The organism is Microbacterium sp. NPDC087665, assembly GCF_044743285.1.
Classification (GTDB): domain Bacteria; phylum Actinomycetota; class Actinomycetes; order Actinomycetales; family Microbacteriaceae; genus Microbacterium.
In genome coordinates, this window is record NZ_JBIUWD010000006.1 from 131,172 (window position 1) to 143,837 (window position 12,666).

General features: G+C 67.6%; 9 protein-coding genes. 1 reads left to right on the plus strand and 8 read right to left on the minus strand.

Annotated features, from left to right (window positions below):
* Positions 1-53 precede the first annotated feature (53 nt).
* The 3 genes from ACIOSY_RS14695 to ACIOSY_RS14705 form a co-directional block, all read right to left on the minus strand.
* Positions 54-1,829, minus strand: coding sequence for a Na+/H+ antiporter (locus ACIOSY_RS14695; protein WP_400854546.1), 1,776 nt, complete (start codon positions 1,827-1,829; stop codon positions 54-56).
* A 124-nt stretch (positions 1,830-1,953) separates the two neighbouring features.
* Entirely contained in the window at positions 1,954-3,795 is a 1,842-nt protein-coding gene (locus ACIOSY_RS14700; protein ID WP_400854548.1) for an ABC-F family ATP-binding cassette domain-containing protein, read from the minus strand.
* A gap of 36 nt (positions 3,796-3,831) precedes the next feature.
* Positions 3,832-4,731, minus strand: coding sequence for a ketopantoate reductase family protein (locus tag ACIOSY_RS14705; protein ID WP_400854550.1), 900 nt, complete (start codon positions 4,729-4,731; stop codon positions 3,832-3,834).
* A gap of 119 nt (positions 4,732-4,850) precedes the next feature.
* On the opposite strand from ACIOSY_RS14705, the gene ACIOSY_RS14710 reads away from it, so the two are divergent.
* Positions 4,851-6,230, plus strand: coding sequence for a DUF222 domain-containing protein (locus ACIOSY_RS14710; protein ID WP_400854552.1), 1,380 nt, complete (start codon positions 4,851-4,853; stop codon positions 6,228-6,230).
* Between the two features lie 124 nt (positions 6,231-6,354).
* Here the strand turns inward: ACIOSY_RS14710 and ACIOSY_RS14715 are convergent, their stop codons facing one another.
* From ACIOSY_RS14715 to ACIOSY_RS14735, 5 genes are all read right to left on the minus strand, one after another.
* Positions 6,355-7,473: a substrate-binding domain-containing protein gene (locus tag ACIOSY_RS14715; RefSeq protein WP_400854554.1), complete on the minus strand. Its 1,119-nt coding sequence runs from the start codon at positions 7,471-7,473 to the stop codon at positions 6,355-6,357.
* 59 nt (positions 7,474-7,532) lie between these two features.
* Entirely contained in the window at positions 7,533-8,888 is a 1,356-nt protein-coding gene (gene mmsB / locus ACIOSY_RS14720; RefSeq protein WP_400854556.1) for a multiple monosaccharide ABC transporter permease, read from the minus strand.
* The gene (gene mmsA / locus ACIOSY_RS14725; protein WP_400854656.1) at positions 8,885-10,405 is read right to left on the minus strand and encodes a multiple monosaccharide ABC transporter ATP-binding protein; all 1,521 of its coding nucleotides are present in this window, start codon (positions 10,403-10,405) and stop codon (positions 8,885-8,887) included. The genes mmsB and mmsA overlap by 4 nt, the downstream gene beginning before the upstream one ends.
* 155 nt (positions 10,406-10,560) lie before the next feature.
* Positions 10,561-11,592, minus strand: a complete 1,032-nt coding sequence (locus ACIOSY_RS14730; RefSeq protein ID WP_400854558.1) for a LacI family DNA-binding transcriptional regulator — start codon at positions 11,590-11,592, stop codon at positions 10,561-10,563.
* 123 nt (positions 11,593-11,715) lie between these two features.
* Entirely contained in the window at positions 11,716-12,648 is a 933-nt protein-coding gene (locus ACIOSY_RS14735) for a 4-(cytidine 5'-diphospho)-2-C-methyl-D-erythritol kinase (RefSeq protein ID WP_400854560.1), read from the minus strand.
* Between the last annotated feature and the right edge of the window lie 18 nt (positions 12,649-12,666).

Genomic DNA, 12,666 nt, shown 5'->3' on the forward strand with positions numbered 1-12,666 from the left:
CGACCGCGCGCGGAATCGCCTGTCACACAGCGTCACGCGACGGTCGGATGCCGTCAGTCGAACTCTTCGATGCCCTGCAGGCGCACCTGTTCGAGGTCGAGGCGGGCGGCGATGCGGCGCACCACGAGATCGTCGACGGTGCCCGCGCGCCGCAGCCCGAGCAGCACCTCCCGCTTGCGGTCGATCAGCGCCAGCTTGAGGGTGGTGTGCTCCTCGTGGCGGATCAGCGGCGAGCGCTGCAGCAGGTCGACGTCGGCCGACGTGGCGATCATCTGCAGGGTGGTGCCGTCGAGCCCGTCCACCGTGCTGCCCCCGCCGCCGAAGCTTTCGTCGCCGTCGCCGTCGCTGTCGCCTTCACCGGCGAGCGATGCCGTGCCCGCGCCGAGCGGGTCGGGCGCGTCGAGCATCTCGTCGAGCGCGCGGGCTTCGGAGTCGACGAGCGCCTGCTCGCGGGCGAGTGACTTGGCGTTGGCGAACTCGAGCATCTGGTAGCCCTCGGCGCGCACCCGGTCGCGCACTTCCTGCCCGACGCCGTGCTCGACCGCGAGATCGTCGAGGGCGGCGAGCGCCGCACCCGAGATCGTGCGTTCGGCGAGCTCGTACTCCTCCTGCTCGGCGTGGTCGACGGGCATCCGCGCCCAGCGCACCACGGCAGGAAGCAGCGGGCCCTGCACGAGCAGGCTGAGCAGGATGACGCCGGCTGTCACGAACACGATCTCATCGCGGCCGGCGGTGCCCTCGGCGAGCGTCGTCGGAACCGAGAGCGCGATCGCGAGCGACACGGCCCCGCGCATGCCGGCGACCGTCGAGACGAGACGCGCCCGCGAACGCAGACCGCGCGGGGGGCGCGGACCGGACGGTCGTTGGAAGAGCGCGCTGAACAGCTGGAACAGGTAGCGCACCGCGACGAGCGTCGCCCACACCGCGACCGAGGTGAGCACGAGCCAGCCGATCATGCCGGCCGAGATCTCGTGCACGACGAACTGCACCTCGAGCCCGATCAGGATGAAGAGGGCTCCGTTGAGCAGGAAGACACCGAACGGCCACACGGCATCCGACTGTCGCCGCGACGACGCCGTCGTCACACGCGGAGAGACGTACGCGACGATGAGGCCCGCGACGACCACGGCCAGCACCCCCGATGCCTCGATGATCTCGGCGAGGAGGAACGCGGTGAACGGGATGAGCAGCAGGGTCACGTTGATGGCGGCGGTCGAGTTCGTTCGGCTCAGCAGCAGCGCTCCGAGAACCGCGATCACGGCGCCCGCGGCGATACCGCCGACGTAGGAGACGATGACCGTCAGGGTGACCGACATGGGTGTGATCTGACCGCCGACGGCGAGCGAGACCGCGATCGCGTAGAGCACGAGGGCGGTGCCGTCGTTGGTGAGGCTCTCGGCCTTGAGCTTCATGAACATGCGCCGCGGCAGCAAGCGTCCGAGAGCGGCGACGGCGGTGGCATCTGGCGGGGCGACAGCGGCGCCGAGGATCAGAGCGATCTCCCACGGCATCCCGAACAGCACGCCGATGCCGGCGACCGCGAACGCCGATGCGACGACCAGCAGCGTGCTCATCGGCAGGATGTAGCGGAAGTCACGACGGATGGACCGCAGCGAGGTCGTGATGCTCTCCCAGAACAGCATGACCGGGAGGAACAGCAGCAGCACGGTCTCCGGCGGCAGCTGCACCTCGCGCAGCGGAGGGATGAACCCGAGCAGCAGGCCGAAGACCACGAGCACGAGCGGCAGAGCCAGCCTCACGCGCGGGGCGAGCAGCGTCCCGACGAGGATCGTGAGTCCGAGCAGGACCGTGACCTCGAGTCCTTCCATGTGCACCTCCGAATGCCGCAGAATCGTGCTGTGCGACACCGGATGGCGTCAGACCCCGCCCAGGGCACAGCGCGTTGCAAGGCAAAGGTATTCCCGCCGGCGCGAGATAACCAGGTACTGCCGGTCACCCCATCTGTTCGGTGAGCTCGAACCAGCGCACCTCGAGCTCGTCGATCTCCGCCTGCTGGGCGCTGATCGACGCCATCTTCTCGCCCAGCCCTGCGTAGTCGGACTGGTCGTGCTCGACGAGCGATTGCTTCGCGGTGTTGACCTGCTGCGTGAGCTTCTGGATGCGCCTTTCGAGAGCCGAGATCTCCTTCTGCGCGGTGCGCAGCGCGGCGCCGTCGAGACCGGGAGCGGCGGGAGCGGATGCCGTCGCCGCGGTGTTCTTCGCCGTCTGGCTCTGTCCCGACGGGTTCCTGCCGGGCGCGGCATCCTGCAGCTTTCGCAGCTTGAGATACTCGTCGACGCCCCCGGGGAGGTGGCGCAGACGCCCGTCGAGGATCGCGAACTGCTGATCGGTGACGCGCTCGAGGAAGTAGCGGTCGTGGCTCACGACGAGGAGGGTGCCCGACCAGGAGTCCAGCAGGTCTTCGATCGCGGCCAGCATGTCGGTGTCGAGGTCGTTGGTCGGCTCATCGAGGATCAGCACGTTCGGCTGGTCGAGCAGCACGAGGAGCAGCTGCAGGCGGCGCTGCTGTCCGCCCGAGAGGTCTTTCACCGGGGTCGAGAGCTGGGCCGACGAGAAGCCGAGGCGCTCGAGCAGCTGCCCGGGCGTAAGATCCTGTTCCTTCGAACCCGCTCCGAGCGTGTACGAGGTGCGCAGACCCGAGATGACCACGCGCACCGGGTCTTTCCAGTACTGGTCGAGTTCGTCGAGACGCTGGGTGAGGGTCTTCACCTTCACGGTCTTGCCGTGCTTGACGACTCCGACGGTCGGCTCGACGGTGCCGGACACGAGGCCGAGGAGGGTCGACTTGCCCGCACCGTTCACGCCGAGGATGCCGGTGCGCTCCCCCGGTGCGATGCGCCACTCGACGTCGCGCAGGATGACCTTCTCGCCGCCGTCGGCCGTAGGGTAGGTGACCCCCACGTCGAGCAGGTCGACCACATCCTTGCCGAGGCGCGAGACGGCCAGCGACTGCAACGACACCTTGTCGCGGATCTCGGGCACGTCGGCGATCAGCTCGTTGGCCGCGTCGATGCGGAACTTGGGCTTGGCGGTGCGGGCCGGGGCGCCGCGACGCAGCCAGGCGAGCTCCTTGCGGGCGAGGTTCTGCCGCTTCGCCTCGGTCGCCGCCGACATGCGGTCGCGCTCCACGCGCTGCAGGATGTAGGCCGCATAGCCGCCCTCGAAGGGCTCGACGATGCGGTCGTGCACCTCCCACGTCTCGGTGGAGATCTCGTCGAGGAACCAGCGATCGTGGGTGACGACGAGAAGGGCTCCCGAGTTCGGGGCCCAGCGCTTCTTGAGATGCCCGGCGAGCCAGGTGATGGCCTCGACGTCGAGGTGGTTGGTGGGCTCGTCGAGCGCGATGACGTCCCAGTCGCCGGTGAGCAGGCGCGCCAGCGAGACGCGGCGACGCTGGCCACCGCTGAGGGAGCCGATCTCGGCGTGCCACGGCAGATCCCGGAGAAGGCCCTCGATGACGTCGCGCGTGCGTGCGTCACCGGCCCACTCGTAGTCCGGGGTGTCGCCGACGACGGCGGCGCTGATCGTGAGGTCGTCCGGCAGGGTGTCGGCCTGGTCGAGGACGCCGATGGTGGTCCCGCCGCGCACCGTGACGCGGCCCGAATTGGGCTCCTTACGGCCGGCGAGCATGCCGAGCAGGCTGGACTTGCCGTCGCCGTTGCGGCCGACGATGCCGATCCGATCCCCCTCCTCGATGCCGAGGGTCACGGAGTCGAAGACGACCCTGGTCGGGTATTCGAGGTGCAGGGCTTCAGCCCCGAGAAGATGTGCCATATCACTACCCAGGGTAGTTGGGTGCGGGCTGGGTGGTTACCGGGCGAGCGCGGCGGCACGGATCTGCACGAGCGCGAGGTCGAGCAGAGGTGTCGCGACCCCGAGGGCGCGGGCGCGCCGGGCGAGATCGCCGAGGATGTGCTCGGCCTCGGTGGGGAGTCCCGCTGTGAGGTCGCGGTACAGCGACGTCGTGAAGCCCGACCCGGGTTCGGTCAGCAGAGAGAGCGACTGCTCGTGAGCGCGCACGGAGACGGGGTGACCGGCAGCATCCGCGACGGATTCCGTTTCCTCAATGGCCTGGAGGATGCTCGGCAGTCCCCCCGCCTCGATGATCGCGCCCACGGCGTTGCGGAAGAGGCACGTGATGACCGAGGCCGCGGCGATGAACATCCATTTCTCCCAGAGCGCGCCGAGGATGTCGTCGCTGACCTCGAGTCGGATGCCCGGCACGTCGAGCGCCTCCACGAGGCCGTCCGACGGGCGCCCGCCCTCCGGGGCGCCGATGGTGAGCGTGGTGAGGTCCATCAGCTGCCGGACGACTGCGCCGTCGAGGGTCGCGACGATCTTCGCGGCGCCGCCGATCACCTGGCCAGGGAACGCCTCTCCGAGGAGATCGATCTGCGCGATGCCGTTCAGGATCGGAACGACCCGAGTGTCGGGGCCCACGAATCGGCGCACATCGGCGATCGCGGATTCGAGGGCGGATGCCTTCACCGTGACGAGCACGAGGTCGAACGGCGGCGCACTCTCGTCGGCGGTCAGGGTGGTGACGGAGAGCGTGCGGTCGGCGGTCGGTGAGACGAATCTCAGGCCATCGCGGCGGAGCTCGTCCGCGCGACGCGGCCGCACGAGATAGGTGATGTCGCGGCCCGCCTCCTGCAGCAGGGAGCCGAACGCGCCGCCGGTTGCGCCGGCGCCGACGATGAGGATGCGCATGGGGAGCTCCTGTCCGATTCGTGGCGTCTCGCACCCTCAGCCCATACGTCGAGAGATTCTGAGATGCGAATATCTCGTATCTTTGTTCGAATGTCGGTGGTGGGTGGTGTGCTGTTCTCATGACCTTAGTGCTCGACGCGACCGAATCGCAGATGGTGATGCTCGCCGACCTGGTCGGTGCGCTGTGCGTCGCCGAAGAGACTCTGGCCGGAATGCAGGCCGCGCGCGATGGGATGCTGGCGATGGCGTCGCGGCTCGCGATCGACATCGCCCAGCAGACGGCGCACCCCGATCACGGCGACATGGCGCTGCGTACGGTGGCTGCTGAGATCGGTGCGGCGCAACGGGTCAGTGACCGCACGATCGAGCGTCGCATGTCGGAGGCATCGTGGTTGGTCGAGGAGTTTCCGTCGGTGTGGGCGGCGCAGGGCGCAGGCAGCATCTCCGCCGCGCACGCGCGGGTGATCGTCGAGGCGGGGGCGCATCTCGACGACCCTGCAGATCGAGCGGCGTACGCCGCGTCCGCTCTGGAAGTGGCGTACGTCGAGTCCCCGAATCGCTTGCGCCGCCTCGCCCGCCGCATCGCCGAGGCGTACCAGGCGCGATCGTTGACGGACCGACACCGGGACGCCCGTGACAAGCGTCGTGTCTGGCTGAGAGATCTCGACGACGGTATGTCCGAACTCGGCGTGTACGGTCCGTCGGCGCTGCTGCACGGCATGTACGACCGGTTGTCGCAGATGGCGCACGCGCTGATCGATCAGAGTAGCCGCGGGGTGGATGCTGAGGGCGCCGCTGCAGGCCACGACGCAGGCCACGACGCAGGCCACGACGCGGCCTCCGATCCCGCGCCCGCAGTGGACCAGCTCCGCGCCGACCTGCTCGCCGATCTCGTTCTGACCGGCGTTCCGGCCGGCCACGACAGCGCGGGCGATCTGCTGGGGCCGATACAGGCGCGCGTCGAGGTGACGGTGCCGGTCCTGACACTGATGGGTGCTGCCGATCCGCTCGGCGGGCCCGCACCTCCTCCCGCCGAGCTCGACGGGAGCACCCCGATCGACATCGACACTGCGCGACGCCTCGCGGGTGCCGTGTCCGGGTGGGAGCGGGTGCTCACGCATCCGATCAGCGGAGCGCTGCTCGCGGTCGACCGCTATCGCCCCGGCGATCAGCTGAAACGCCACCTGAGGGCTCGCGATCAGCGCTGCCGCTTCCCGGGGTGCGGGATCGCCGCGCGGAAGTGCGACATCGACCACAATCACGCGGCGTCCGACGGCGGCCCGACATGCGCCGAGAACCTCGCGCACTTCTGCCGGCGGCATCACACGATGAAGCACCACTCCCCCTGGCGGGTGAGGCAGACAGCAGGAGGGGTGCTCGAATGGCGCAGTCCGACCGGGCAGATCTACGTCGATCGGCCTCCGCCGCAGAACACCGTGCGATTCACGCCGGTCGGTGGCAATGCGCCAGGCCTGCCTCCTGGAGCCCGGCTGACCTGAGCGCGTACCAAGACAACAGGCCGCCCGGACCCGAAGTTCCGGACGGCCTGTGCTGTGGTGCTGTGTCTTACATATCGTGCCGTGTTTCCGAATCGTGAGCGACAGAGTCACTCACCGGAGGTGCTTACTGGTACGACTTGACGATCTCGAGCAGGCTCGGAACGTTCGCGTACGCCTCAGCAGCGTTCTCCTTGGTGACGATCAGCGGCTCGAGCAGGAACGAGTCGACGATCTTCGAGCCGTTGTCGTAGGACTCGGTGTCGTTGACGTCGACCTCTTCGCCCTTCTGGAGCTGTTCGACCATCTTGATGGCCTGCTCCACGAGCAGCGAGGTGTCCTTGTTGATCGTGGAGTACTGGATGCCCTCCATGATCGACTTGACGGACTCGACCTCGGAGTCCTGACCCGTGACGACCGGAACCGGCTTGCCGGCCTGCTGCACCGAGGTGATGATGGCGCGAGCAAGAGTGTCGTTCGGGGACAGCACGCCGTCGATGACGGTGTCGCCGCTGTACGAACCGGTCAGGATCGTGTCCATGCGGTTCTGGGCGTTCTCGGGCAGCCAGCCCTCGGTCGCCGTCTGAGAGATCTCGGACTGACCCGAGACGACGTTCAGCGTGCCGTCGTCGATCTTCGGCTGGAGGACCTCCATCGCACCGTCGAAGAAGACGGCCGAGTTGGCGTCATCCGGCGATCCCGAGAACAGCTCGATGTTGTACGGCGCCTCGTGACCTGCACGCTCGGCGAGACCGTCGAGGAGTGCCTGTCCCTGCAGCTGGCCGACCTTGAAGTTGTCGAATGCGACGTAGTAGTCGACGGCCTCGGTGTTCTCGATGAGACGGTCGTAGGCGATCACGTAAGCGCCGGCATCCTTCGCCGCCTGCACCTGCGTGGCCAGCTGCTTGCCGTCCTTCGCACCGATGATGATGACCTTGGCACCGTTGGTGACCATGGCCTGGATCTGGTTCTGCTGCTCGGCGACCGTGTTGGTGGCCGGCGCGTACTGCACGTCGGCCTTGAACCCGGCCGACTCGAGGCCGTCGGTGAACAGCTTGCCGGCGAGCACCCAGTTCTCCGACGTCTTGTCGGGGAGTGCGACACCGATCGTCGCATCTGCGGCGAAACCGGACGTTTCTGCTTCTTCACCGGATCCGGTGTCACCGCCGCGCTCCGATGAGCAGCCGGTGAGGGCGAAGGCGCCCGCGACGACAAGCGCTGTCGCCGAAACAAGGATCTTCTTCATGTGATCTCTTTCTCTGGTGTGTGAAGGTCTCATCGCGCGTGGGCCACGCGGTGGGACCCCTACTTTCCGCTCGTCTTGTCGACGGGTGGGGCTTGGTAGGTCTTGTTGGGCTCGAAGGTCTCGAGTGCCGGATCCTGCTGACGGCCGAAGCGGCGCGTCATGAATCCGATGATCGACGGGCGACCCTGCTGCTTGTTCCAGACGTCGATGCCGACCGCGAACAGGAGCACGATGCCCTTGATCATCGAGACGACGTCGGCACCCTGGCCGAGCAGTGCGAGGCCGTTGTTGAGGAACGCCATCACGAGGCCACCGATGATCGACCCGATCACGGTGCCGACGCCACCGGCGACGGCCGCGCCACCGATGAAGACCGAGGCGATCGCGTCGAGCTCCCAGCCGGTGCCGTCGTTCGGGCCGGAGGCCTGCGAACGGGCGACGAAGATCATTCCGGCGAGCGCGGCGAGAACCGACATGTTCATCATGACGAAGAAGTCGACCCAGCGGTCCTTCACACCCGACAGACGCGCGGCCTGGCGGTTGCCACCGACGGCGTAGATGTGGCGGCCGAAGACGGTCTTGCTCGTGACGAACGAGTAGATGATGACGAGCGCGAGCAGGATGAGACCCGGAACGGGGAAGCTCGTGCCGGGGCGACCGGTGGCGAACATCCAGGCGGCGGCGAGCACGACCGCCGAGAGGAGCACGACCTTGGTGACGGTCACCCAGAGGGGCGCGCTGTCGGAGCCCATCTTGTGCTGCACACGGCGGGTGCGGATCTCCCAGAAGATCAGCCACGCCACGGCCACGAGGGCGAGAAGCATGGTCGGCACGTTGAACGGGACCGGCAGACCGATCTCAGGCAGGTAGCCCGTTCCGATGATCTGGAAGCCCTTCGGGACCGGGATCGTCTGCGCGTCGCCGATCCACTGCTGGGCGCCGCGGAACAGCAGCATGCCCGCCAGGGTCACGATGAACGCGGGCACCCCGACGTAGGCCACCCAGAAGCCCTGCCATGCACCCACGGCGGCGCCGACGGCGAGGCCGAGCAGGATCGCGAGCGGCCAAGGAAGGTTCCACTCGGTCATCGACTTCGCGACGATGATGCCGGTGAACGCCGCCACGGAGCCGACCGAGAGGTCGATGTGCCCCATGATGATGACCATCACCATGCCGATCGCGAGGATCAGGATGAAGGAGTACTGGTTGATCACGTTGATCAGGTTGCCCGAGGTCAGCGTCGCACCGTTCGGACCGTTGCGCAGAAGGGTCAGGATCTCGAACAGCACGATGATGACGATGAGGCTGCCGAGGATTCCGAACTGGCGCAGCGTCGAGGTGCCGCCGCCTCCGAACATCTTCGTGATGTCCTTGAAGTGGAATCCGCTCTTGGCGGGGGTGGATTCGGTGGTCATGCGGATGCTTTCTGAGTCGCGGAGGTCATGCTGCGCATGAGGGCCTCGGGTGTGGCCTGATCGGCCGGGATGCAGTCGGTGACCCGACCTTCGAAGACGGTGTAGATGCGGTCGCAGATTCCCAGCAGCTCGGGGAGCTCGCTGGAGATGACGATGACGCCCTTGCCCTGGGCGGCGAGCTCGTTGATGATCGCGTAGATCTCGTACTTCGCTCCGACGTCGATGCCGCGGGTGGGCTCATCGAGGATCAGCAGGTCGGGGTCGGTGAACATCCACTTCGCCAGCACGACCTTCTGCTGGTTACCGCCCGACAGCTTGCCGACGCCCTCTTCGACCGAGGGGGTCTTGATGCGCAGCGACTTGCGGTACTGCTCGGCCACCGCGTATTCGGCGCGGGAGTCGACGACGCCGTTCCTCGAGATCTTGGAGAGCTTGGCGGCCACGACCGATCGCTTGATCGTGTCGAGCAGGTTGAGGCCCAGCACCTTGCGGTCCTCGCTCACGTAGGCGAGACCGTGCTTGATCGCCGACGACACGTCGTGCAGGGCGACCTCCTGGCCGTCCTTGATCATCGTCCCCGAGAGGAACGTGCCGTACGAGCGACCGAAGATGCTCATCGCGAACTCGGTGCGACCGGCGCCCATGAGACCGGCGACGCCGACGACCTCGCCGCGACGGACGTTGAGGTTCGACCCCTTCACGACCATGCGCTCGGTGACGGTCGGATGCTGCACCCACCAGTCCTTGACCTCGAAGAAGACCTCGCCGATCTCGGGAGTGCGGTCGGGGTAGCGGCTCTCGAGCGAGCGACCGACCATGCCGCGGATGATGCGATCCTCGTTGATCTCGCCACGCGAGATATCGAGCGTCTCGACCGTGCGGCCGTCGCGGATGATCGTGATCTCATCGGCGATCTGCTCGATCTCGTTGAGCTTGTGGCTGATCATGATCGACGCGATGCCCTTGGCCTTGAGTCCGAGGATCAGGTCGAGCAGGTGCTGCGAGTCGTTCTCGTTCAGCGCCGCGGTCGGCTCGTCGAGGATGAGCAGCTTGACGTCCTTGTTGAGCGCCTTGGCGATCTCGATCAGCTGCTGCTTGCCGACGCCGAGGGTCTTGACCTGCACGTCGGGGTCTTCGCTCAGTCCGACGCGCGCGAGCAGTTCGACCGCGCGGCTCGTCTGGGCCTGCCAGTCGATGATGCCGAAGCGACGGATCTCGTTGCCGAGGAAGATGTTCTCGGTGACCGAGAGCTCGGGGATGAGAGCGAGCTCCTGGTGGATGATCGCGATGCCGGCGGCTTCGCTCGCCGCGATGTCCTTGTAGCGCTGCTCTTCGCCGTACAGCAGGATCTCGCCTTCGTAGGTGCCATAGGGGTACACCCCCGACAGCACCTTCATGAGAGTCGACTTTCCCGCACCGTTCTCGCCGCAGATCGCATGGATCTCTCCGGCTCGGACGGTGATCGAGACGTCGGCAAGAGCCTTGACCCCAGGGAATTCCTTGGTGATGTTACGCATCTCCAGGATGGGACCAGACACGGTCGGCAACGTTGCTGTGGTGCTCACGGATCTTCCTCGCGACGTGCGGCCACCTTCGATGTGACCGTTCACATTGGGTATATCAAACTCCGGAATACCGAGCGATGTCAAGTCCGCTCCCGGATTTCGTGTCGTTACCGTGATCTGCTCGGCACGTGCGCGGCGGAGGACTCCCGCTCGCGCAGCGTGATGTGCAGCGGACCGAACACGGGAACCTCTTCGCCACGGATCTGGGCGAGCAGAATGCGCACCGCTCGACGCCCGAGTTCGGGGAACTCCTGGTGCACCGTGGTGAGCGTCGGCGCGACGTGCGCCGCCACCGGCACATCGTCGAACCCGACCACGCTGATGTCGTCGGGAACGCTCACACCGGCATCGCGGAATCCGTGCAACAACCCGATGGCCATGAGGTCGTTCGCGGCGAACACCGCGGTGAAGTCGCGGCGCCGCGACAGCTCCTGCCCCGCGAAGTAGCCGAAGTCCGCCGTCCAGTCGCCGCGGATCGGCGGGAAGGTCGGCAGATCGGCCTCCCGCAGCGCATCGAGATACCCGCGCATGCGCGACTCCGCTTCGATCCAGTCCTGGGGACCCGCGACGTGCACGATGTCGCTGTGACCGAGGCGGATCAGATGCTCGGTCGCCGCCCGCGCCCCCGCGACCTGATCGGCCGACAGGCTCACACCGTCGGACCCCGACGCCGTCTGCAGCGTGACGAACGGGAAGTCCACCGCCATCCCGCGCAGCACGTGGAAGACGCGCACCTGGGGTGCGAGCACCACGATCCCGTCGACCTGCTCCCGCGCGAGCTGGCGCACCGCGCTCCCGATGGCCTCTGGCGTCGTGGCCGCGAGGTTGAGGGTCGAGACCGAATAGCCCTCTTCGCGCGCGGCATCCTCGATGCTCGCGATCGACGAAGTCGGGCCGAACTCGCCGATGGTCGCCGACAGCACGCCCAACACGTTCGACTTGCTCGTGACGAGTGCACGGGCCGCCAGATTGGGACGGTAGTCCAGCACTGAGATCGCGTCGAGGACCTTGGCCTTGGTCTCGGGACGGATGCTGGGGTGATCGTTCAGCACGCGGGAGACCGTCTGGTGCGAGACGCCGGCCAGTCGGGCCACGTCGCGGATGCTCGGCATCCGGGCGCGTTCGGAGGCGCTGGACATCACGGCCTCCTTGCATGTGCACTCGCATGTGCACGGTCACATCGTAAGTTCATTATGGCGCTCGCGGCGCGCGAACGCACGCCGGCTCCGGTCGCAAACCGGCCGGGAGGGCGCAGGACGACGTCAGACGAGGATGCGCGCGCCCGGCACCGGGCCGTGCACGTGCAGGGATTCGCGCCCCGCCTGGCGGAGCGCGGCCTGCACGCTCTGCGCCGTCTCGGGGTCAGCGCACAGGAGGGCGACGGTCGGCCCGGAACCCGAGACGATGCCCTGCAGCGCCCCCGCCCGGATGCCCTGCCTGATGGTCTTCTCGAGGTCGGGGCGCCGACTCACCGCCGCCGCCTGCAGGTCGTTGTGCAGACTCGCGGCGAGCTGCACCGCATCGCCGGAGCGCAGGGCCTGGAGCACCGGGATCGGCACGTCCAACGACACCGGAGCATCATCGGCGAGAGCGCCCTCGTCGTCGCGGAGACGATCGAGCTGCTCGTAGACGACCGGCGTCGAGAGGCCCTCGTCGCTCGTGACGAGCACCCAGTCGAAGCGTCCGCGCGCGAGTGCCGGATTGAGCTGATCGCCGCGCCCCGTGCCGACGGCGGTTCCGCCGTGCAGGGCGAACGGTACGTCGGCACCCAGGCGCGCCGCGAGTTCGTGCAGCCGCGTGAGGGTGAAGCCTGTCCCCCACAGCGCGTCGCACGCGACCAGTGCGGCCGCAGCATCCGCCGACCCGCCGCCCATGCCGCCGGCGACCGGCACGCTCTTGCGGATCTCGAGGGCGACGCCGCCGTGGTAATCCGCCGCGGCGGCGAGCAGCTTCGCCGCCCGCATGGCGAGGTTTCGATCGTCGAGCGGCACATCGGCCGCATCCCCCACGCCCGTCACGGTCACCGAGAAATCGTCGGCCGGTCGCGCGATCACGTCTTCGTACAGCGAGACCGCCTGGAAGACCGTCGCGAGCGCGTGGTAGCCGTCGTCGTGACGCGCCCCCACCCCGAGGTAGACGTTGATCTTGCCGGGGGCGCGCACGTGCACGGAGTCGTCGGACGCGGCGGAGCTCATGGAGCGATCCCTCTCACT

What these genes read in the sequence shown, in the direction of transcription:
- ACIOSY_RS14695 (WP_400854546.1), bottom strand. Translation starts at nt 1,829, where the DNA reads ATGGAAGGACTCGAGGTCACGGTCCTGCTCGGACTCACGATCCTCGTC.
- ACIOSY_RS14700 (WP_400854548.1), bottom strand. Translation starts at nt 3,795, where the DNA reads ATGGCACATCTTCTCGGGGCTGAAGCCCTGCACCTCGAATACCCGACC.
- ACIOSY_RS14705 (WP_400854550.1), bottom strand. Translation starts at nt 4,731, where the DNA reads ATGCGCATCCTCATCGTCGGCGCCGGCGCAACCGGCGGCGCGTTCGGC.
- ACIOSY_RS14710 (WP_400854552.1), top strand. Translation starts at nt 4,851, where the DNA reads ATGACCTTAGTGCTCGACGCGACCGAATCGCAGATGGTGATGCTCGCC.
- ACIOSY_RS14715 (WP_400854554.1), bottom strand. Translation starts at nt 7,473, where the DNA reads ATGAAGAAGATCCTTGTTTCGGCGACAGCGCTTGTCGTCGCGGGCGCC.
- mmsB (WP_400854556.1), bottom strand. Translation starts at nt 8,888, where the DNA reads ATGACCACCGAATCCACCCCCGCCAAGAGCGGATTCCACTTCAAGGAC.
- mmsA (WP_400854656.1), bottom strand. Translation starts at nt 10,405, where the DNA reads ATGCGTAACATCACCAAGGAATTCCCTGGGGTCAAGGCTCTTGCCGAC.
- ACIOSY_RS14730 (WP_400854558.1), bottom strand. Translation starts at nt 11,592, where the DNA reads ATGTCCAGCGCCTCCGAACGCGCCCGGATGCCGAGCATCCGCGACGTG.
- ACIOSY_RS14735 (WP_400854560.1), bottom strand. Translation starts at nt 12,648, where the DNA reads ATGAGCTCCGCCGCGTCCGACGACTCCGTGCACGTGCGCGCCCCCGGC.